The sequence below is a fragment of the Pseudoalteromonas sp. SG45-5 genome (genome assembly GCF_014164085.1).
Taxonomy (GTDB): domain Bacteria; phylum Pseudomonadota; class Gammaproteobacteria; order Enterobacterales; family Alteromonadaceae; genus Pseudoalteromonas; species Pseudoalteromonas aliena.
The window spans coordinates 76180-97378 of sequence record NZ_JACJEM010000009.1; the positions used below are offsets into that span (position 1 = coordinate 76180).

20 protein-coding genes are annotated in these 21199 nt (G+C 40.1%); 8 read left to right on the forward strand and 12 right to left on the reverse strand.

What is annotated here, in order from left to right; translation table 11 throughout:
* Nucleotide 1: 1 nt before the first annotated feature.
* The 9 genes from mltG to yceD form a co-directional block, all read right to left on the reverse strand.
* The gene (mltG, locus tag H5119_RS04320) at nt 2-988 is read right to left on the reverse strand and encodes an endolytic transglycosylase MltG (RefSeq protein WP_077538261.1); all 987 of its coding nucleotides are present in this window, start codon (nt 986-988) and stop codon (nt 2-4) included.
* Nucleotides 982-1806: an aminodeoxychorismate lyase gene (gene pabC, locus H5119_RS04325; protein ID WP_182701344.1), complete on the reverse strand. Its 825-nt coding sequence runs from the start codon at nt 1804-1806 to the stop codon at nt 982-984. Before pabC ends, mltG begins: the two co-directional genes overlap by 7 nt.
* A gap of 58 nt (nt 1807-1864) precedes the next feature.
* Nucleotides 1865-3103: a beta-ketoacyl-ACP synthase II gene (gene fabF, locus H5119_RS04330; RefSeq protein WP_182701345.1), complete on the reverse strand. Its 1239-nt coding sequence runs from the start codon at nt 3101-3103 to the stop codon at nt 1865-1867.
* Between the two features lie 216 nt (nt 3104-3319).
* On the reverse strand, nt 3320-3556 hold the full coding sequence (gene acpP, locus H5119_RS04335) for an acyl carrier protein (RefSeq protein WP_002962377.1): 237 nt from the start codon (nt 3554-3556) through the stop codon (nt 3320-3322).
* A 250-nt stretch (nt 3557-3806) separates the two neighbouring features.
* On the reverse strand, nt 3807-4553 hold the full coding sequence (fabG, locus tag H5119_RS04340) for a 3-oxoacyl-ACP reductase FabG (protein ID WP_182701346.1): 747 nt from the start codon (nt 4551-4553) through the stop codon (nt 3807-3809).
* Between the two features lie 11 nt (nt 4554-4564).
* A complete protein-coding gene (gene fabD, locus H5119_RS04345; protein WP_182701347.1) occupies nt 4565-5491 on the reverse strand; it encodes an ACP S-malonyltransferase in 927 nt (308 codons plus the stop codon).
* Nucleotides 5492-5543: 52 nt separating this feature from the next.
* A complete protein-coding gene (gene plsX, locus H5119_RS04350; RefSeq protein WP_077538265.1) occupies nt 5544-6584 on the reverse strand; it encodes a phosphate acyltransferase PlsX in 1041 nt (346 codons plus the stop codon).
* A 12-nt stretch (nt 6585-6596) separates the two neighbouring features.
* Nucleotides 6597-6767: a 50S ribosomal protein L32 gene (gene rpmF / locus H5119_RS04355; RefSeq protein WP_002962381.1), complete on the reverse strand. Its 171-nt coding sequence runs from the start codon at nt 6765-6767 to the stop codon at nt 6597-6599.
* Between the two features lie 9 nt (nt 6768-6776).
* Entirely contained in the window at nt 6777-7301 is a 525-nt protein-coding gene (gene yceD, locus H5119_RS04360; RefSeq protein ID WP_182701348.1) for a 23S rRNA accumulation protein YceD, read from the reverse strand.
* Between the two features lie 131 nt (nt 7302-7432).
* Between yceD and H5119_RS04365 the strand changes: the two genes are divergently transcribed.
* Nucleotides 7433-8032 (forward strand): nucleoside triphosphate pyrophosphatase, encoded by a 600-nt coding sequence (locus H5119_RS04365; protein WP_182701349.1) that lies wholly within the window; start codon nt 7433-7435, stop codon nt 8030-8032.
* Nucleotides 8033-8241: 209 nt separating this feature from the next.
* Here the strand turns inward: H5119_RS04365 and H5119_RS04370 are convergent, their stop codons facing one another.
* Both H5119_RS04370 and rluC read right to left on the reverse strand, forming a co-directional pair.
* Nucleotides 8242-8904, reverse strand: coding sequence for an HAD-IA family hydrolase (locus tag H5119_RS04370; RefSeq protein ID WP_310737435.1), 663 nt, complete (start codon nt 8902-8904; stop codon nt 8242-8244).
* Nucleotides 8901-9860, reverse strand: coding sequence for a 23S rRNA pseudouridine(955/2504/2580) synthase RluC (gene rluC / locus H5119_RS04375; protein ID WP_077538268.1), 960 nt, complete (start codon nt 9858-9860; stop codon nt 8901-8903). Before rluC ends, H5119_RS04370 begins: the two co-directional genes overlap by 4 nt.
* Nucleotides 9861-10628: 768 nt before the next feature.
* On the opposite strand from rluC, the gene rne reads away from it, so the two are divergent.
* A complete protein-coding gene (gene rne / locus H5119_RS04380; protein WP_182701350.1) occupies nt 10629-13796 on the forward strand; it encodes a ribonuclease E in 3168 nt (1055 codons plus the stop codon).
* Nucleotides 13797-14131: 335 nt separating this feature from the next.
* Here rne and yejK read toward each other — a convergent pair whose 3' ends face one another.
* Nucleotides 14132-15148 carry a nucleoid-associated protein YejK gene (gene yejK / locus H5119_RS04385; protein WP_077538271.1) on the reverse strand — a complete coding sequence of 339 codons (1017 nt, stop codon included), beginning with the start codon at nt 15146-15148 and terminating at the stop codon, nt 14132-14134.
* Between the two features lie 62 nt (nt 15149-15210).
* On the opposite strand from yejK, the gene H5119_RS04390 reads away from it, so the two are divergent.
* The 6 genes from H5119_RS04390 to H5119_RS04415 all read left to right on the forward strand — a co-directional run bounded on the left by H5119_RS04390 (nt 15211) and on the right by H5119_RS04415 (nt 20907).
* Complete coding sequence (locus tag H5119_RS04390) at nt 15211-15423, forward strand: DUF1414 domain-containing protein (RefSeq protein WP_007375276.1); 213 nt, start codon at nt 15211-15213, stop codon at nt 15421-15423.
* 5 nt (nt 15424-15428) lie between these two features.
* Nucleotides 15429-16922: a DUF3413 domain-containing protein gene (locus H5119_RS04395; protein ID WP_182701351.1), complete on the forward strand. Its 1494-nt coding sequence runs from the start codon at nt 15429-15431 to the stop codon at nt 16920-16922.
* A gap of 100 nt (nt 16923-17022) precedes the next feature.
* Nucleotides 17023-17508, forward strand: a complete 486-nt coding sequence (locus H5119_RS04400) for a DUF4124 domain-containing protein (RefSeq protein ID WP_182701352.1) — start codon at nt 17023-17025, stop codon at nt 17506-17508.
* A 105-nt stretch (nt 17509-17613) separates the two neighbouring features.
* Complete coding sequence (gene aceK, locus H5119_RS04405; protein WP_077538274.1) at nt 17614-19332, forward strand: bifunctional isocitrate dehydrogenase kinase/phosphatase; 1719 nt, start codon at nt 17614-17616, stop codon at nt 19330-19332.
* A gap of 16 nt (nt 19333-19348) precedes the next feature.
* The gene (locus H5119_RS04410; protein WP_138586400.1) at nt 19349-20287 is read left to right on the forward strand and encodes a LysR family transcriptional regulator; all 939 of its coding nucleotides are present in this window, start codon (nt 19349-19351) and stop codon (nt 20285-20287) included.
* A 176-nt stretch (nt 20288-20463) separates the two neighbouring features.
* Entirely contained in the window at nt 20464-20907 is a 444-nt protein-coding gene (locus H5119_RS04415) for a PA2169 family four-helix-bundle protein (RefSeq protein ID WP_182701353.1), read from the forward strand.
* The last annotated feature ends 292 nt before the right edge of the window (nt 20908-21199 follow it).

The window sequence follows — 21199 nt, forward strand, 5'->3', positions numbered from 1 at the left end:
ATTAATTCTTTTTATTTAATATATACGTTTTAACTGCTGCATTGTGCTGCTTTAACGTGGTTGAAAATTGATGACTGCCATCACCTTTTGCGACAAAGTAAACGTATTCACTGTGAGGTGGATTAACAGCGGCTAAAATAGCGGCTTTGGATGGCATGGCTATCGGTGTAGGCGGTAACCCCTTAATACGATACGTATTGTAGGGTGTGTAGTCGCGTAAGTCTTTGCGTTTAATATCACCATCAAAATTCTCTCCTAACCCATATATTACGGTTGGATCGGTTTGAAGGCGCATATTGGTATTTAATCTATTTACAAACGCTGAGGCAATTAACGGACGCTCGCTGGCAAGCCCCGTTTCTTTTTCAATAATTGAAGCCATTATTAATACTTCATAAGCTGAGTTATAAGGTAAATTTTGTGCCCGTTGCTGCCATGCATCATCGAGTGTTTGCTGCATTTTTTGCGCTGCACGTTTTAACACACTGCTTGCGGTATCGTTATTATGATAATGGTACGTATCGGGAAATAACCACCCTTCAAGGTGTATATCGCTACTCAATACTTGCTGACTTAGTTGCTCAATGTTTAAATCATTTTTTAAGTTAGTGGCATTTTTAATCGCCGCTAACACATCGCGCAGTGCTTGGCCTTCAATAATAGTAAAACTAAAGCTAACTTGTTGCCCTTGATTTATTTTTTTTATGTTATCGATAACGCTCGTATTTGAAAGCGCGTAAAGTCCCGCTTTTAAATCGGTGAGTGTTGGATCTAGTTTTGCGATTATTTGATAACGCCAGCAGCTATCGACCCAATTATTAGCTTGCCACTGCTGACAGAGCTTATTAAAGCCAGTGCCGCGTTTAACTTCAAACTGGGTGTTATTTGTTACCATTAAAGGGGTATTTATTGTCGCTTGTAATTGCTGATAACCAATAGCAGTCGTTATAACAGCTAAAAAAAGCACTGATAAAATAACTTTTAACACTTAGCCTCCTTGGCTAATAATTTAGTGAGTAATGCATGGCTGTTGGCTGTATTAAACACCTGTTGCTCAATACTTTTTACAGGCACTGCTCCCATTAAGCTATTGCACATAAATACGGCGTCGGCTTGGGTTAAGTCTTCTACTTGCACGCGTTTAAATTCAAAAGGCAATTTATCACATAACGATTGCAGATAAACGCCCTTTATTCCGCACTCATCAACCAATGGTGAAAATACTTTATGATTTTTAATCGCAAAAATATTGGCGGCAGATGCTTCAATTACATTGTTATTGTGATCAAGGACTAATACATCGTCGCAGTTTTGCGTTTGCATCGCTCTTTTTATAAGTACTTGCTCAAGGCGGTTTAGTGTTTTAAGTCCCGCTAAATAAGGCTGAGCTGCTAATTTAATGGGGCTTATTTCAAGCCTGACTCCTTTTTTAGCAAGTGCACTATAATTGCGGGGGTAATCGAGCACACTCAATAAAATAGTAATATTACATTCACTTGGCAAGCTATAACCACGCCCACCTTCACCTCGGGTTATCAGTATTTTGAGCACACTGAGCTGCAGATCGGTTATATGCTGTGTGATTTTATTTTCAAGGCTATAAAAGTCTAACTCAGGAAACCCCAGACGCTCTGCACATTCAATCAAACGCGCTTTATGATGAGGCCAATACTGTACTTGCCCATCAACAACTTTAGCCGTTGTAAAAAAGCCATCACCATAGTTTAAGCCACGATCGCTTATGCTGATGGTGCTGCTATCACGTGCTGTAATAATTGTTTGTGTATGGTTTATTATTTTTTGCATAAAAAAAAGCTCAGTTAAACAACTGAGCTCTTATAAGTTAGTTCGTTGTTAAAAAAGATTATACCTTTTTAAACAGCAACGAGCCATTAGTACCACCAAAGCCGAACGAGTTACACAGTGCAAAGTCTAATTTGGCATCACGTGCAGTGTGCGCAATGTAATCTAAATCACAGCCTTCGTCTGGGTTATCAAGGTTGATTGTAGGAGACACTTTTTGATCTGTAAGCGATAAAATCGAAATAATTGACTCAACAGAGCCCGCTGCACCCAGTAAGTGTCCCATCATTGACTTAGACGAACCAACCATTACATCTTTAGCTCCATTACCAAAAATAGACTTAACAGCCGCAGTTTCAGCTTTATCACCAGCATGCGTTGATGTACCGTGTGCGTTAATATAACCCACTTGCTGTGCGTTTACTTGTGCATCGTTTAACGCGTTTTCCATCGCAAGTGCGGCCCCTGCACCGTCCTCTGGTGGGGAGGTCATGTGATGCGCATCGCCACTCATACCAAAGCCAACCAGCTCGGCATAAATTTTAGCGCCACGTGCTTTAGCGTGTTCGTATTCTTCAACGACAACAACACCTGCCCCATCAGATAATACAAAACCGTCACGGTCTTTGTCCCAAGGACGAGAAGCCGCTTGTGGATCATCGTTACGTGTTGATAATGCGCGCGCCGCATTAAAGCCGCCCATACCAATTGGTGTGCTTGCTTTTTCTGCACCACCGGCAACCATTGCATCTGCATCACCGTATGCAATCATACGCGCTGCATGACCAATATTATGCAAACCTGTTGTACAGGCTGTCACAATAGAAATATTTGGCCCACGGAGTCCATGCATTATTGATAAATGACCAGAAATCATATTAATAATGGTAGAGGGTACGTAAAATGGTGAGAGCTTACGTGGACCGCTATTTAATAGTTTAACGTGGTTTTCTTCTATAAGCGTTAGCCCACCAATGCCAGAGCCCACAGCAACACCTATACGTGTTGCATTTTGCTCTGTTACTTCTAGACCAGAATCTTTAAAGGCTTGAACACCCGCTGCAATACCGTACTGGATAAATAAATCCATCTTTTTAGCATCTTTAGCTGGCATGTAAGCCGATGCATCAAAGTCATTAATTAAACCAGCGAACTTTGTACCAAATTTTGATGTGTCAAAGTGAGTTATTGTTTGAATACCACTTTTACCATCTAATAAGCCTTGCCAGGTTGATTGAACATCATTACCTAACGGCGTCAACATTCCTAAGCCAGTTACGACGACTCGACGTTTAGCCACGGTTTGCCTCCAATAAGGGATATTTTTATAAGGTGGATGATCATACCCAAGCTACCTCAAAGTACTAGTCTCAAAATAGATTAAAAATGCATAACACAAACAAAAATAATTTTTAATTAAGATTGGCGGTTAAGGCTAGGTTTTGAATCATGAACTTTGAGGTGGTTTGGATATATAGATTAAGGGCAGCGAATGCTGCCCTTAATGTGCGATAAATTACTCAGCGTGAGCTGTAACGTAATCAATTGCAGTTTGTACTGTAGTGATCTTTTCAGCTTCTTCGTCTGGGATCTCAGTATCAAACTCTTCTTCAAGAGCCATAACTAGTTCAACAGTATCAAGAGAATCTGCACCTAGGTCATCTACGAAAGAAGATTCATTTTTAACTTCTTCTTCTTTAACACCTAGTTGTTCAATAATAATTTTCTTTACGCGTTCTTGGATATCGCTCATTCTTCTTTCCTTTATTAAAAACGCCAATGCGTTATTTTCAGATTGCCGCGTAGTTTACGCCGCATAATTCTCTGATTCAATGATTTGACCATAAATAATTATCTGGTCAAACCTCTGAGAGTAAGTTTTATCTTTTATCGCTTATTTTCGCAGCGATTTCAAGTATGTTTAAAGCAAGTTCACAAAAAATTCAATGTTTTTGAGTTACTCTACTTAACTTAAATTAGTTTTAGTACAGGTAAAATAACGATTAAACCATGTACATCGCACCATTTACATGCAAAGTTTCGCCTGATACATACGCCGCAGCATCAGATGCTAAGTAACAAACTGCAGCGGCTATTTCGCCTGGTTGGCCTAAACGCCCTGCCGGTACATTAGCAAGTGTAGCTGCTTTTTGATCGTCACTGAGTTCATCGGTCATATCCGTTTGAATAAAACCAGGCGCTACTACATTTACTGTAATACCACGAGAAGCCACTTCGCGTGCAAGCGATTTAGAAAAACCAATTACACCGGCTTTAGCTGCCGCATAATTGGCTTGCCCTGCATTGCCCATAGTACCGACTACTGAGCCTATGTTAATAATACGACCGTTCTTTTTCTTCATCATTGGACGTAATACCGCTTTAGATAAACGGAAGATTGAGCTTAGGTTGGTATCGATAATATCATCCCACTCAGACTCTTTCATACGCATTAATAAGTTGTCACGTGTAATACCCGCGTTATTTACAAGTACATCGATGTCACCTAAGTCCGCTTTTATTGCCGCAAGTGTTGTCTCTATCGATGCAGGATCAGTGACGTTTAGCGCATAGCCCTTACCATTGTCACCTAAATATTCACTGATTTTAGCAGCGCCTGACTCACTGGTCGCAGTACCCGCAACTTTTGCACCTTGTGCAACTAAGGTTGTTGCGATTGCTTTACCAATACCACGGCTAGCGCCGGTGATGAGGACAACTTTGCCCTCTAAAGAAAATAAATTAGACATTATATATACTCTTATTTAGCTGCATCAATTGAAGCGGCATCGTTTACTGAGCCACAGATCATTGCTTTATCGATTCGTTTTGCCAGCCCTGTTAGTACTTTACCAGGACCAAATTCGTAGCTTTGCGTTACACCTTGTGCAACTAATGCCTGCACTGTTTCAGTCCAGCGAACTGGGCTATAAAGCTGGCGTACTAGTGCATTTTTGATTGCATCAGCACAGTGTTCTGCTTTTACGTCAACATTATTAATTACATCACACTTAGGTGTATTAAATGTTAAAGCGGCTAAATCAGCAGCTAATTTATCAGCTGCTGGTTTCATTAATTCACAGTGCGAAGGGACACTTACAGAAAGTGGTAGTGCACGTTTAGCACCAGCATCTTTACATGCTTGCGATGCTCTATCTACTGCCGCTTTATGTCCTGCAATAACAACTTGGCCTGGAGAGTTGTAATTTACTGGAGAGACAACGTCGCCTTGAGCTGACGCAGCGCAAGCTGCTTTAATTTCTTCATCGCCTAAACCAATTATTGCCGCCATTGAACCTATGCCAGCAGGAACTGCTTCTTGCATATAAAAACCACGGTTTTCAACAAGTTTAACCGCTTCGCTCAAGCTAATAACATCACTACATACCAGTGCCGAGTACTCACCTAAGCTGTGGCCTGCCATAACAACGTCAGTATCAGGGTTTGCTGCTAACCAATCACGATAAATAGCAACACTTGCTGTAAGTAAGGCTGGTTGAGTTCGATGAGTTTGATTTAATTTTTCTTCTGGTCCATTAAGAACTAACTCTGCTAAGTCGTAACCTAACGCATCAGATGCCTCAGCAAATGTTGCTTTAGCACTCTCTGAACTCTCTAGTAGCGCGTGTAACATACCAACGCTTTGCGAGCCTTGACCTGGGAATAGAAGTGCAATTTTTTGTGCCATACTTTGCTCTTTTTAATTAAACAAATAAATAATGAATTACACGGCACATCAATTATTGATTGACCGCCGTGTCTTTAGAATGTGTTTTTTCGAAAATAGCAGCTATTTTATCAGGAAGTTGACGTTCAACTTCCTTAACTGCTTCATCGATTGCAGCTTGAAATGCTTTAGCGGAGGCATTTCCATGGCTTTTAACGACAATACCGCGCAATCCTACCAGAGAAGCACCGTTATACTGGTCGGGGTTCACCCTTTTATAGAGTTTTTTTATTATTGGACGCAACATAAACGCCAAACATTTGTATAAAATGTGTTTTTCGAGTGCTGCTGTAAACTTATTCATAATAAGCTTAGCAATACCTTCACATGTTTTAAGCGCAACATTACCAACAAATCCTTCGCATACAATTACATCAGCTTTACCTGTAAAAATATCGCTACCTTCACTGTAACCAATATAATTAATGTAGGGGCTTTGCTGCATTAATTGTGCGGCCTGTTTAATATCATCATGGCCTTTAATGTCTTCAGCGCCGATATTTAATAAACTAACACGAGGGTTATCAGTGCCCAGAGCTTGCCCTGCCACTACAGAGCCCATAATGCCAAACTGATACAGCATTTCGGCGTCGCAATGTACATTAGCGCCCAAATCGAGCAAATATACTGGGTTTTTACGCTCTGTGGGTACCGCTGAAATGAGTGCAGCACGTTTAACGCCTGGCAGCATTTTTAATACGTAGTGAGCCATAAAGAATAGCGCGCCCGTGTTACCAGAGCTGACACATGCTTGAGCCTCACCCGATTTAACTAAATCAAGGGCGACACGCATAGAAGAATCTTTTTTTGAACGCACAGCAATTGCAGGTTCGCATGCATTTGTGACAATTTCACTGCAATGACGAATTATAAGTCTTGGGTGAGATAAAGAATCGAGGGATTCGAGTTCTTTAGATATAACCTGTTCGTTACCACACAAAATGAGTGTTAAATTGGCATGAACATTTACCGCATGAACGGCAGCAGGAATAGATGAACGGGGGCCGTAATCGCCCCCCATCATATCTAACGCTATGGTTAGATGATTCAGCATATAAGTAATCTCTTATTTAGAAATTACTTGAACGCCTTTGTAGTAACCATCTGCAGTCACATGGTGACGACGATGAGTCTCACCAGATGTTTGATCTACAGTTAAAGTTGGACCACTGATCGCATCGTGTGAACGGCGCATGCCGCGTCTTGCACGAGACTTTTTGCTTTTTTGTACAGCCATAGTCTTCTCCTAAGAATCTTTCTTAAGTTGTTTCAAAATATCAAATGGATTAGGTTTATCATCTTCCGCCTTTAAAACACCAAAGCTGGCAGGCTTTGCTGAATAACTGCATGAAGCTTCGTTGTGGGTAGCCACTAATGGAATTGCTAAAATCAGTTCATCTTCAATTAAATTAAAGATGTTAACTTCACCATTTTCATCAAGTGCTACTTCATCGTAGTCTTCTGGAAAAATATCTAACTCAGTATCTTCATCTACTGGTGAATATACAAAGTCTTGAACCAAATCCAACCCTAAATCACCATTACAACGTTGACAAATCACAGTTACGTGTGTGGACAAATTGCCTCTAATCACAGCGAAACCTTGATCGTCGTTTTTGCAATGAATTTTTACCGCTATTTCACCTACTTCTTCCTGCACAACTTTCTCTAAACGAGTAAGTTTTTCAAGCGGTACAATTCCGTCATACTTTAAACGGTGCTGCGCTGCTTTGCCTGGATGAAGAGTGATGGGAATTTTCACCTTTTGCATAGGGGCTGCATCATATAGATAGTTAGTTTGTTAGTCAAAGTAAAAAACCATTTTTACTTGGTTTTTAACGTGTTTTACTCACGGATCTGATTTATCCTAACTCAATCTTATTTATCGCAGGAAAACAATCCGTGATGCACTCACTTATATTAGCGTCAAGCTCGCCTTTTAGGCAGTCTTTATTACAAAAATTTAATTTACCCTTTGATACATTTTCACCAGACGTTGACGAGTCTGCGCACAAAGGCGAAACCCCCGCAGAACTAGTTAAACGTTTAAGTGAATTAAAAGCATCTGCTGCTAATAAACACTTTAACAAAGGCTTAGCTATTGGGTCAGACCAAGTCGCTGTGTTTAATAATCAAATTTTAGGTAAACCACACAATAAGCAAAATGCCATAAAACAACTAAATTTATTTAGCGGTCATACTGTAACATTTTTAACAGGGCTTTGTGTTTACGATATTGTAACTGGCGCCAAAAAAACCTGTGTTGAACCTTTTGATGTTACATTTAAAACACTCAATGACGCACAAATTAGTGCTTATTGCGATGCAGAGCAGCCGTATAACTGTGCTGGCAGCTTTAAAAGTGAAGGGTTGGGGATCTGTTTGTTTGAAAAGCTAAGCGGAGACGATCCTAACAGCCTAATCGGTTTACCGTTAATTAAACTCAGCCAATTATTGGCTGAGTTTGGTATTGATGTACTAACCGTTCAAAACAAGTTCTAGTTAACCTGAACTCTGGTTAAGATATTTACTAATGTATTGAATCATAGTGATATTTAAATTTATTTTTCTCTAGCCAGAGATTTTCAGTGAAAACAAGGCGAATTTACGCGTCAATAGCTGGCCTATTGCAAGTAAATTCAACGTAGTTAGCGCTGAAAATAGCAGCTTGAGATAGATTTATTATCCAGAGCTCAGGTTAGTAAAATAAATTAGCCAAGTAGCACCTGTTGCAGCTGCAGATAGTTATCTACGGTTGCAATAGGGTCAAGCTCATTTAGCTGCTGTTTACCGTGTACGCCCATAGTGACACCTATTCGATCCATGCCAGCAGCTTTTGCCATTGTCATGTCTATTTGAGTGTCACCAATCATTACAGCATCTTGAGCGCTTATGCCAAGCTCTTCAAGCAATTGATACAGCATATCTGGAGAGGGCTTAGATTGCGCTTCGTCACTTGTTCGCGTTGCACTAAAAAAATGGCGCAACTGGCTTTGTTCAAGCAAACGATCTAGCCCACCCCTACCTTTACCTGTGGCAACAGCTAAAACAATGCCCTGCTCTTTTAAAGCACTTAATACACTAGCAACATCGTCAAATACAGGAGTAGGAGTGATATCCACACTGTATTGGTGTTTATACCCTGTAATTAACGCTTCATGTTGTGCTGTATTCGCTGGAAATAAAACATCTATTGCTTTATCAAGCGACAGGCCAATAATGTTTTTGATTGCGTCATCACCTGGTGGTGTGATGCTAAGCAATTCGGCACTACTGCGGATACAGTTCACTATTTTAGTGACCGAATCCATAATAGTGCCGTCCCAATCAAAAATAACAAGCTTATATTTTTTAACGGGAGTTATCGCAATCACAGTTTTGCATCTCGTAATTTTAGTAATGTATTTTTAAGCGTTTTGTCTAGTGGTGCCTCAATACGCATGGTTGTTTCATTTTTAGGATGATAAAAGCTCAAGTCATGCGCATGTAAAAACAAGCGATTTAAACCGACTTTACGCATAGATTCATCAAAACCCTGATCGCCATATTTATCATCACACGCTATTGGGTGACCTTTACATTGCGTATGCACACGAATTTGGTGCGTGCGCCCTGTAACCGGCGATGCTTGTACCAATGAGCAATCGTTAAAACGTTCAAGTACTTTAAAGCGAGTATGTGAAGGTTTACCTTCAGTGTTATCTACACGTACTACGCGCTCACCCGATTTAAGTGTATTTTTACGCAGCCCTTCGGTTACATTCTTCGTTTTAGAGTCCCACTGCCCTTCTACAAGCGCCCAATAGTTTTTTTCCATAGTTTTTTCACGAAGTTGCTCATGCAATGCTGTTAACACTGAACGACGCTTCGCTATAAGTAAACAACCCGATGTATCACGGTCAAGCCTATGAACTAGCTCAAGGCTACGCTCCTCTGGGCGAAGTGCGCGCAAAGCTTCTATTAAACCATAACTTAAACCACTGCCGCCATGAACGGCCATACCGGATGGTTTATTAATGACAATAAGGTATTTATCCTCAAATAATATATCGTTTTCTAAGCGCGTTACTTTATCGAGTTTTGAAGGTACAAATTCTTCGCGCTCAGCCACTCTAATCGGCGCAATACGCAGTACATCATCAAGTTGCAGCTTATACACAGGCTTAATGCGTTTTTTATTAACTCGCACCTCGCCTTTACGCAATAGTTTATAAATAGCGCTTTTAGGCACCCCTTTTAAATGGGTAATAAGAAAGTTATCAATTCGTTGACCTAAATGGTCCTCATTGATTGTGACATAAGTTACTTGTAAGTCGTTTTTTTCTGACATTGCCTAATCACTAATTTAAGTAAAATAATTTAGTTGCTAACACTGTAATAATAGTGGGATAATCAGCAGCGCAAATATTTAGTATTTGCAAATAACAACGGTGCTTTTTAACACATTAAAACATTCGTGATGCACATTCTGGGTAGCCGATCATACAGATCCGAGTTAAGTTTTCCAAAGCTTTTATACATACCTAGTAAACACGTGCGATCAATTAACAGCAATGCGCGTAATATATTGCTGGTTAAGTTTGAACATGAAGCGACTTTTAACGTGATAGAAAAAGCAATGAACAGATAATTTGTCTGATAGTGACGACGTGACAACACGTCGTTCAGCATTTGCTCAATTATTGTAGTCCCGTATAGCAGCTTATTTAGAACTAAAAAAATCTAATAAATAAGCGTTCATTAACATTGGCAGTGACTTTGCTTATAAAATAACGATTAACACTACATCAAATGTGTATTGTTAAACTATTTAATGAGCCCAACACGCCTAATATGAATGATATTTAGTAAGATTAATATGACAGGCCGACTTCTGGGTAAAATGTAAAGCAGCTGAAAAGCCGACATTTTTACACCATTAAGAATTTAATAGCGTGACTACGCACTATTGTTTGCCACCATTAAAATACTGCATACGAAAATACAGAGCCGTTCCGTTAAAGACCCAGTCGTGAGGCTGCACATTCTAAAAACTGGAACAACTGAACAGGCGAGAAAACATCGTCATGTCAGCGACATAAACTAGTAGAGTAATAATATGAAACGTATGCTAATCAATGCAACGCAGCAAGAAGAAATGCGTGTAGCACTGGTTGACGGCCAGCGCCTATATGATTTAGATATAGAGAGCCCAGGTCACGAACAGAAAAAAGCGAATATTTACAAAGGTAAAATTACTCGCATTGAACCATCTCTTGAAGCCGCATTTGTTGATTACGGTGCTGATCGTCATGGTTTCCTTCCTCTAAAAGAAATTGCCCGTACTTATTTTCCTGCAGGTTACACTTTTCATGGTCGCCCGAATATTCGTGACGTGATCAAAGAAGGTCAAGAGGTAATCGTACAAGTAGATAAAGAAGAGCGTGGCCAAAAAGGCGCTGCGTTAACAACCTTTATCAGTGTTGCCGGTAGCTATTTAGTACTTATGCCAAACAACCCTCGTGCTGGCGGTATTTCACGTCGTATTGAAGGGGATGAACGTACTGAGCTTAAAGAAGCGCTTAATCGTTTAGAACTCCCTAAAGGAATGGGCTTAATTGTTCGTACCGCTGGTGTTGGTAAATCATTTGAAGAACTAAACTACGACTTAAAAGCACTACTAGTTCATTGGGAAGCCATTAGACTTGCTGCTGAAAGTGCTAAAGCGCCGTTTTTAATCCACCAAGAAAGTAACGTTATATTCCGTGCAATTCGCGATTATCTACGCCGTGACATTGGTGAGATTTTAATTGATAAACCCCGTGTTTTTGAAGAAGCTAAAGCGCACATTGAACGTTTCCGTCCTGATTTTATGAGCCGCGTTAAGCTTTATCAAGGTGATACTCCATTATTCACCCATTACCAGATTGAAAGCCAAATAGAATCTGCGTTTCAACGTGAAGTACGCTTACCATCAGGTGGTTCAATTGTAATTGACCCTACCGAAGCGCTAACGTCTATCGATATTAACTCGTCTAAAGCAACAAAAGGCGGCGATATCGAAGAAACAGCACTTAACACTAACCTAGAAGCTGCAGACGAAATTGCGCGCCAATTACGTCTGCGTGATTTAGGTGGTTTAATTGTTATCGACTTTATCGATATGACGCCACCACGCCATCAGCGTGAAGTAGAAAATCGTTTAAAAGATGCTGTTCGCCCAGATCGTGCTCGCGTTCAAATTGGTAAAATATCTCGCTTTGGTTTACTTGAAATGTCGCGTCAACGCTTACGTCCTTCATTGGGTGAAGCGAGCCAAGGACCATGTCCTCGTTGTAGCGGTCAAGGGACGATTCGTTCTAACGAGTCAATCGCACTATCTATCCTTCGTTTAATTGAAGAAGAAGCGATTAAGGACAATACCACACAAGTAAATGCACAAGTGCCTGTTGCTGTTGCCGCTTATTTATTAAATGAGCAACGCCGTAGCGTTCACCGCATCGAAAAGCAACATAACTGTGACGTAGTTATTATTCCTAATCAACATATGGAAACACCACACTACGAAGTAATGCGTTTACGCAAAGACGAAACGATTGAAACTGTTAGCTATGGACAGGTTGTTGCTCCAGAAGCTGAAACGTTTGAAATGTCGAGAACACCCGTAGCAGCTGTGCGTGAAGAACCAATGTTAAAAGGCGTTGTTATGCCTTCTACACCTGCGCCTCAAGCAGCACCGGCCGCAATTGCTACTCCAGCTGTCGCTAGTTCAAAAGCGCAAGGTGGGCTATTAGACACTATCGCGAAATGGTTTAAATCACTCTTTGCTAGCGAAAGCGAAGAAGAGAAGAAAGAAGCCGCTGAAAAGTTACAGCAAGAAGAAGCGCGTAACAATAAGAACCGTGGTAATGATAATCGTCGTCGTAATAACAACCAACGTCGTCGTAATAATAACCCGCGTTCAAAGCCTCGTGCAGAACGTGCAACGAATGAAGAAGACGTTAAAACAGACTCTGTAGCTGTAACTAACGAGAATCAGGAAAAAAGCGAAAATCGCAATAAGCGTCGTCGTAATCCTAATTCACGCAAACGACCAGAGCGCAAAACTGAAGATAAAGACCAAGTAAAAACTGATGCTCCAGCAAAAGTTACGGAGAAAGTTGAAGTAGAGTCTAAGTCAGCGCCAGCGCAAGAAACTAAGGAACAAAAACCTAAGGTTCGTCGCCAACGTCGTAATTTACGTAAGAAAGTACGCTTAGAAGACGAAAATGCTGAGCAAGTGCAGTCAACTGTTCAAGCTCCTGAGCAAGCACTAGAGAAAGAAGAAAAACCACAAGTTCAACCGCAAGCACCTGCTGTAGAAAAGCAACAACAGGCACCAGCTGAAAAAGCGGCGCATATTAAAGAAGAAATAGTAGATATTGAATCTAACGATGACACAGTATCTACTGACGAAGAACAAGAGCAAACACGTACGCGTTCGCGCCGCTCTCCTCGTCACCTTCGTGCATCAGGTCAGCGTCGCCGTCGCCCTGAAGGTGAAAACTCTGAAAACAAATCAGACGAAGCGCCTGCATTTGTGCCAGTAGCAGATCAAGCTGCAGCCGAATATGAAGCCGAACTTAAAGCTAAAGCGCAAGAAACAGCTGTTGATGCTTCTGAAAAAGTTGAACAAGCAATAGCCGTAGAAGACTTAGCGAAAGTGGAAACTCCAGTAGTGACTGAAGAACCAGCTAAAGTTGAAACGCCAGTAGTGACTGAAGAGCCAGCTAAAGTTGAAGCATCTGTAGTAACTGAACAGCCAGCTAAAGTTGAAACACCAGTAACAACTGAACAGCCAGCTAAAGTTGAAGCACCTGTAGTAACTGAACAGCCAGCTAAAGTTGAAACGCCAGTGGTAACTGAACAGCCAGCTAAAGTTGAAACGCCAGTGGTAACTGAGCAGCCAGCTAAAGTTGAAACGCCAGTAGTAGCTGAAGAGCCAGCGAAAGTTGAAACTCCAGTAGTGACTGAAGAGCCAGCTAAAGTTGAAACGCCAGTAGTAACTGAGCAGCCTACTAAAGCTGAGAAATCAGCACCGCATGTTAAAACAGTAGTAACTCAAGGGTCAGCAAGTGCGCCAATGGCACAGCCAACTCCAGTGACTGATAGCGAAGTAAAACATGTATCTGTTGCTATGGCTCATGACAAACGTGAACTAGTGCCTGATAGTGGGTTACGTGCAGGTTCCATCAAACCTGCTGGTCGTGCAAGCGCTGCAATGACTAAAACAATGAGTGTTGATTAGTAATTAGTACTCATTAAAAAGCCCCGCTATTTAATAAATAGCGGGGCTTTTTTGTTTAAATACCTAAAAGTTTCACTTACCAAAACATTAAACACATAAAAGCGATGCTTTTCGCGCAAGCAAGCTTTACGCCTACAGCCACAATTTAACACCCTGCATAATCCCAACTTATAAACACACACTTGTAGACGCGCAACTTGTTGGCGTGACGGGCAACGCCCGTAATCACTAATAATACCAACCAGCATAAAATGATAAACCATAAGAAGTACAGCGTATAAAAAACGCGATATAAATATCGCGTTCTTAAATCAACTTTCTGTTAAATCAAAAAATTATTCGCTTTCATTCTCCATAAAACGTTGTAGCTGATCTTTTAAGTTTGGTGGAATACCTTTAATCACTAACGTATCTGTTGCTTCATTATACGTTACGCGTTCACCTAAATGCTTACGCTCAAAACTGACACTTACTCCCCCACCAAGCCCTGAAAACTTTACCATACTGGTTACGGTTTTTTTATCTACAGGGAAGGTTTCTTCCAAGTCATAGCTTTGCTCTTTGCAAAAACTATCAAACGGGCTGTCATCGCCTTTTGTAAGCGTTGCAGAAAGCTCACTTACGCTGGCATCTTCGCCTGTAGTTACGCAATCGTTACAGTAATCAAATACTTGTTTACGTAAATCGTCTTTTTCTGATTTATCAAATTGTTGCTCAGATAAATAATCTTCGACTGCGCTAAGCATTACTTGGCTTTGCTGTTTTGAATCAATCCCCTCTTCACAGCCTAAAAAGTCTAAGAAAAAGTCAGCAACTTTACGACCCGCACGCCCTTTAATAAACGAAATATAACGATTATCTTCTGCCTGTGTATCCCACGCTGTTAAATCGATACGCGCTGCAAGTTGCATACGAGATATATCTAAATGACGAGAAGCCGCTAAATCGAGCTCTGAGGTCATTGAGTAGTGCTCTTTAATATTAATCATCGCAATTAACATGTAATCGGTAGCAACATACTGATAATGACAAAATACTAAATAACCTGTTTCGCTAAATGCATACTTATCAAGTTCTTCTTTTAAAACTGTTGAGGCTTGCTCTGTCATATGCCAAAAGCCAAGCTCGTCATTGCGATAACTTTGCATTGCTGACGCAACAACACTGTTTTTATCGCCACTAAACGCACAGTAGCCTTTACCAGGCTTGCCGTTGTATGCATGATGCAATTGTTCGATAAATACGGCCACTTTGTCGTTAATGATCATTTCATCATTTCGAAGGTGAATTTGCGTATCATCGTCTTTTTTGTCTACATAATGAACGACTAATTTTTTAACGTCTGTTGTCATCTTTGTTTTTCACGCCTCTAGTGTTAAAATACGGGAATATAACTATTTTATTGAACCAACTGATGCCAATCTTATCAAAATACTCTAATGAAGAAGTAGAACAAATCGTCGATCAGCTTATTGATGTGCTAACTAAGCACAATGCGCCGGTTGATTTAAGTCTAATGTGTTTAGGAAATTCTATCACGCATATCCTAAAAGAGCATGTACCAACAGGGAAAAGACAAGCCGTCACTGAGAACTTTGCAAAAGCTCTTTCACAGTCGGTTAAATAGACTCTATGAATTTATCGCAGCACAATCAGTTTTCATCAAAAGCGAGTCAGTTGTTAAGCTGGGGGCATTGGTTTACCTTTGCCAATATCGGTTTAGCGCTCTTAATTAGTTTAAGCTATTTATTTGCAGACTCGCCGCCAACAAGCTTTATGGGCATCACTTATATGCTAGTGACATGGCTAAGCCACACTAGTTTTATTGCCTTTATAGCGTTTGTGCTGACGGTATTCCCGCTTAGTTTAGTTTTCCCCTACCCCAGACATATTCGTGGTATGGCTGCTGTCATTGCTACGTGCGGAGCTTCGTTACTAACGCTTGATGCTTATGTCTATTTTAATTTAGGGTATCATTTAAGCACATCGGCCTTACCAGAAATTTTATCGCTGTTATGGCATCGCTTAACCAGCTCTCCGGCGTTAACAACAATACTTGCAAGCGCTGTTGTTCTGCTCATCTTAGGATTTCAATTAATTGTCAGTAACTTTACGTGGCAACGGTTGGAACAACTAAAACAATTGAAATTTGCTCGATATGCAATTTCATTTTTAATTATGTGTTTTGCACTTAGCCACAGTATTCATATTTGGGCCGATGCTAATTTAAAATTTGATATTACTAAGCAAGATAACGTCCTACCACTTTCGTATCCTACGACAGCTAAAAGCTTATTGGCTAAAAACGATTTGCTTGATCTAGAGAGCTACAACCAAGCGCATAACGTTAAAATTAATAACCAAAATATCAATTACCAAATACCGACACCTTTGGCAAAGTGTGACGATTATGTACAAAAAAATGTTGATATATTTGTTTTTGAAACAGATAAACAACTTGCAAATTTTATTGCAAATAAAACAGTGTATAAAACAAAGCAATTTTTGCAGCCAACAGAGCATGACGATATGCTATTTAGCTTAGTATATGGTTTGCCCGCTTTTTATAAAATGGCAATTTTAAAGGATAAAACGCTACCCGCTTGGCAAAGTCAGCGTCGTAGCATAGAAATAAAAGGGATAGACGAGCTAAGCTTTATTAACGATCAAGCCCACACTAATAGCATTATTAGAGTTATTAAGGGGTCTGACACGTTGATCTCTCGTGATGAAACTAGCCAGTTTTTCGCCTTCAGCTTAGCAAGTGATAGCCAAGAAGTTGTGACGACATCTGTTTTATATAGCTCTGATAAGCGAATTTCAAAAGTAGATGGACTAATTCAGCCAAGCGATTTAATGGCAACAAGTGTGGGTCAGTATCTAAATTGCAAAGCTATTGCAAAGCAAACTATGCTGGGTGTTAATTTATACAAGAAAAAAGACGACACGGGCGTAAATTACTCCCAAGGCGTGGTGATAGCTTATAAGAAAGATAGAATTACACTTATAGATTCAGATGGAAACTTTAAAAATATCTCTGCCGCTGAGGGATTTTCTATAGAGCAAGGGCTAGATATTCCATTTTTAGTTCAAAGCATTAAAAAATTAAAAACATTTACGCAGTAATTGCCGCGAATAACCTAGCTTGCTAAACCGCCGTGCTAGGTTATAGTTTTACTTTCACGTGCACTATTAGCAAAGTAAAACAAATCCAAGGAGGGCAGTTATGTGTAAACTTTCTCGTTACTTTTTATATGCATTTTGCTTCTCAATTAGCTTATGCAGTAACGCAACAAACTACTACAAATGTGTCACAGCAAAAGGGACTATATTTTCTCAATTCCCTTGTGATGATCAAGCAACCACGTACAAAGTAAATACCACGAACGTACTTCAAACAGCTCCTAAAACAGATTACAACAAACAGTTAAACGATATTGAGCGTGAAAGAATACTAAGCATGTTACAAGCTCAGCTTCGAAGCAATAACCATAAATTAGCTATACTCGACCGCGAAAAACAGCGCGACGAATATAAACAACAGCAACGGCTCAGTCATATTCTAAGTGATGATGACAAAAAGCGTATTGCTAAAGATATTACTAAACAGATCAAGTTAATAAATAAAACACATAAAAAAGAAGCCTCTGTTATTTCTAAAAAAATTAAAAAGATCGAAAAAGAAATAACCCTATACCAGCAAGCAAAATAAAACTCGCATAAAAGCGTAAGGCGTAATATAGCTTGGTTTTAAATCAAAAATAACATACCCTTAACACTATAGAGTATAAACTCTAACATGTATTAAGGAGTGCTTATGCAGCCACGTAATATTGCTGAATTAATTTTAACCGGCTTTAAAAAGCACTATAAACTATTTCAAAAAATCACCGCTAAAGCCCCGCTCGCTTTCGCTAATAAAAACTGGCAAGCAATTAATGATATTAGCCGCCTGCGGATTAGTTATTATGATGATCGTGTTAACGAAACCACCCAATCTTTAAAAAAAGCACATCCTACAGATACCCTCGACGAAGTTTTTTGGCTTGAAGTAAAAAAAGTATATCAACACTTTTTATGCTTTCACCCTCAAGCCGAGCTTGCTGAAACATTTTATAATTCAGTATTTTGTCGTTTGTATCACAGGCGCTACTTTCACAACGATTTTATATTTGTACAGGCGACATTAAAAGATGCGCCATCGGTACCGGTAGAGTCTGAGTACCGGAGTTATTTCCCGGTAGTTGATGGCTTAAAACCAACAATTAAGCGCATTATTAACCATTTTGATTTTAAAGCCCCGTTTGTCGATTTAGAACGAGATATTCGCCTGCTTGTTAAGGCATTTTATAAACAAGCGCCCGACACACACCATCAGCCTTGGCAAATGCGTTTTGATATACTCCATACTGCATTTTATCGTAACAAAGCGGCATATATCGTTGGCCGAGTAGTTTCTCAAAGCGGTGTGCAGCCATTTATTATTGCAGTCCTTCACCATGAAGATAAAGGTCTATATTTAGACGCCCTACTCACTAAATCATCACAAATGCGTGTTATTTTTGGCTTTGCGCGTGCTTATTTTATGGTAGAAACGCATGCCCCTTCGGCGCTAGTTCGGTTTTTAAATCAATTAATGCCCAATAAAACTATTGCTGAGCTTTACAATGCTATTGGTTTTCATAAACAAGGTAAAACAGAGTTTTATCGTGAGTTTTTAAATCACTTAACGCACTCGAATGACGAGTTTACCATAGCACCTGGCACCCCAGGTATGGTGATGATGGTATTTACACTGCCCTCATTTGGTTACGTATTTAAAGTAATAAAAGATAAATTTGGTGAAAGTAAGCCATTTGGCCGCGACACTGTTTTAAAACGCTACCAACTAGTAAAAAGCCATGACCGTGTAGGCCGTATGGCCGATACCATAGAGTATTCCAATGTTGTATTTCCTTTGTCGCGTTTTGATAGTAACTTGCTTGAGCAGTTACATAAAACAATTGGCTCATCTATGGTTATTGAAGGAGACTGGTTGATAATAAAACACCTTTACATTGAACGGCGTATGACACCTCTGAACCTGTTTTTAGAAAATGCAGATGACGAAAGCGCAGCAGATGCCATTGAAGAATACGGCCAAGCACTCAAAGAAATGATTGCCGTTAATATATTTCCAGGTGATATGCTCTTAAAAAACTTTGGGGTAAGTAAACACAAGCGCATTATTTTCTATGATTACGACGAAGTACAATATTTAACAGACATGAACTTTAGAGAACTACCGAAACCAAAAAGTTACGACGACTATTTAACCGACGAACAGAGCTACTCGGTCGCACCCCAAGATGTTTTTCCTGAGCAGTTATGTACCTTTGTTACACCTAACCCGACTTACAAACAGTTTTTGATAAGCACGCACCCTGAATTGCTTGATGTTAGTTTTTGGAAGCAAGCACAGCAGAATGTAAAGGATGGGCAAGTGAGCCACATTTATCCATATCCGACAGCACAGCGTTTTATCCACCACTGGTAAACGCAAGGACAGATACATGAATATAAGTAAAATAGATTTAAATTTACTCGTTTACCTCGACACACTACTGCGAGAATGTAACGTAACACGCGCTGCAAACCAATTAAGTATCACACAACCGGCGATGAGTAACGGCCTGAAACGATTGCGTAACCTATTCAACGATCCGATTTTAGTGCGTACCAGCGATGGTATGGTCCCTACAGAGCGCGCATTAGAGCTGCAACCTGTGATACGCGGCATCTTAATGACGCTTGAAGAGACTCTCGCCCCTAATAGAGAGTTTGAAGCAAGCCAGAGTAAGCGTGTATTTAGAATAATGGCCAGCGATTACGCTGCCAGCACCCTTGCCCCTAAGCTGCTAAGTAAATTGCACGAAGAAGCGCCTGATACAACCTTAGACATACTCACGCCAAGTGATGTTACCTTTCATGACGTTGAAAATGGTAAAGTAGATATGGCAATCAACCGCTTTGAAAATCTACCGCAATCGTTTCATCACAAACGTATTTGGAAAGATAGCTTTTGCTGCTTAGTAAAAGCCGATAATCCAATAATTGAAAACTTCAGTCTTGATAGCTATTTAAAAGCACGTCATATATGGGTGAGTAAAACTGGTTTTGGCGTCGGTGTGGGTATGGATCCAAAAGACGTACAAAAATTAGGTTGGGTTGACGAAGCACTCGCACACTTTGGTAAGCACCGTAATATTGCTACGTTTACACGTAATTACCATGTAGCAATTCATTTAGCCAAAGAGAAAAACCTGATTGCGACTCTACCATCTAAAGCCGCAAATATTTACCTAGACGATGCTGGTCTTAAAATTTTAGAACCTCCTTTTCCTATTCCGCCCTTTGAGCTTGACATGATCTGGAGCCCACTTTTACACAGAGATGCCAGCCATATTTGGCTACGTCAAAAAGTAGCCGAGGTGGCAGAAGAGCTAAAATAACTTTATTACACGATCCCTTGTAAAAATTGCTAGGCTAATTTAAAAAACAATTAGCCTTTTTACTAAAAAATAAAAATAAACATTTAAAATCATTGAGTTAAAAAAAACAAAATTTATGGAACGGCCTTTGCTCCAATTAAATAGAAGTTTACATTCATTTAATTAAAGAGGTCATTATGAACACCCATCAAGGAACAGAAGTAAATCATATTACAGACATCATCCAAGTAATGAACAGTGGCATCGACTTTTATGCAAAGGCTCAAGAAAAAATTGAAGACCCGGCAATTGGTGCACTTTTTCAGCGTATGATTGACGCACGAAAAGTAAGCGTTGAACGCCTGCAACCTTATGCTATTAACGAAAAAGGTGAGCGTGAGGATGGTTCTTCATTTGCTATTGAAGCACGCCGTGCTTATACCGCATTACTTACTACATTTAGCTCAAACAACGACAGCACATATGTAAAAGAGCTTGAGGAGGTTGAAGATAAAACACTTGCAGAAATTAAATCTGCAATGGATAAGCCACAACCTGCTGATTGCGAAGCAGCACTAGCTAAAACCTTGTTAACAATGCAAAGCTGTCATGCAGAAATGAGCCGCATGCAAAAAAATTAGTCATTGCTAAAATATAATTAAACCTAGGGCGTGTTGACCTTTCGTGATTAATTTTGCAGCAGACTGTTTGGTATTTAGGCAAGGCAGCGCCTATGTAGTGTGGTTATTCCCCATAAATAGGCGATAACGCAGCATAAATGCCAAACATGCGCTGCCCTTTGGGTTCTTTCTAGGGACGATTAACTCTTTGTTGCTCGGTTTTTACTTAGCCCACTAGGTTACAAACCTCGCGCCGCGATTTAATCGCCCCTAGATTGAACAAATTTCAATCCACAAAGATCAACACGCCCTA

Bases quoted from the DNA above. Each gene is read 5' to 3' on its own strand.
- rluC (WP_077538268.1), bottom strand. From the start codon at position 9,860: ATGTCAGAAAAAAACGACTTACAAGTAACTTATGTCACAATCAATGAG.
- yejK (WP_077538271.1), bottom strand. From the start codon at position 15,148: ATGACAACAGACGTTAAAAAATTAGTCGTTCATTATGTAGACAAAAAA.
- H5119_RS04400 (WP_182701352.1), top strand. From the start codon at position 17,023: ATGTGTAAACTTTCTCGTTACTTTTTATATGCATTTTGCTTCTCAATT.
- H5119_RS04390 (WP_007375276.1), top strand. From the start codon at position 15,211: ATGCCAATCTTATCAAAATACTCTAATGAAGAAGTAGAACAAATCGTC.
- fabD (WP_182701347.1), bottom strand. From the start codon at position 5,491: ATGGCACAAAAAATTGCACTTCTATTCCCAGGTCAAGGCTCGCAAAGC.
- pabC (WP_182701344.1), bottom strand. From the start codon at position 1,806: ATGCAAAAAATAATAAACCATACACAAACAATTATTACAGCACGTGAT.
- acpP (WP_002962377.1), bottom strand. From the start codon at position 3,556: ATGAGCGATATCCAAGAACGCGTAAAGAAAATTATTATTGAACAACTA.
- fabG (WP_182701346.1), bottom strand. From the start codon at position 4,553: ATGTCTAATTTATTTTCTTTAGAGGGCAAAGTTGTCCTCATCACCGGC.
- aceK (WP_077538274.1), top strand. From the start codon at position 17,614: ATGCAGCCACGTAATATTGCTGAATTAATTTTAACCGGCTTTAAAAAG.
- H5119_RS04410 (WP_138586400.1), top strand. From the start codon at position 19,349: ATGAATATAAGTAAAATAGATTTAAATTTACTCGTTTACCTCGACACA.
- rne (WP_182701350.1), top strand. From the start codon at position 10,629: ATGAAACGTATGCTAATCAATGCAACGCAGCAAGAAGAAATGCGTGTA.
- rpmF (WP_002962381.1), bottom strand. From the start codon at position 6,767: ATGGCTGTACAAAAAAGCAAAAAGTCTCGTGCAAGACGCGGCATGCGC.
- H5119_RS04415 (WP_182701353.1), top strand. From the start codon at position 20,464: ATGAACACCCATCAAGGAACAGAAGTAAATCATATTACAGACATCATC.
- yceD (WP_182701348.1), bottom strand. From the start codon at position 7,301: ATGCAAAAGGTGAAAATTCCCATCACTCTTCATCCAGGCAAAGCAGCG.
- H5119_RS04395 (WP_182701351.1), top strand. From the start codon at position 15,429: ATGAATTTATCGCAGCACAATCAGTTTTCATCAAAAGCGAGTCAGTTG.
- plsX (WP_077538265.1), bottom strand. From the start codon at position 6,584: ATGCTGAATCATCTAACCATAGCGTTAGATATGATGGGGGGCGATTAC.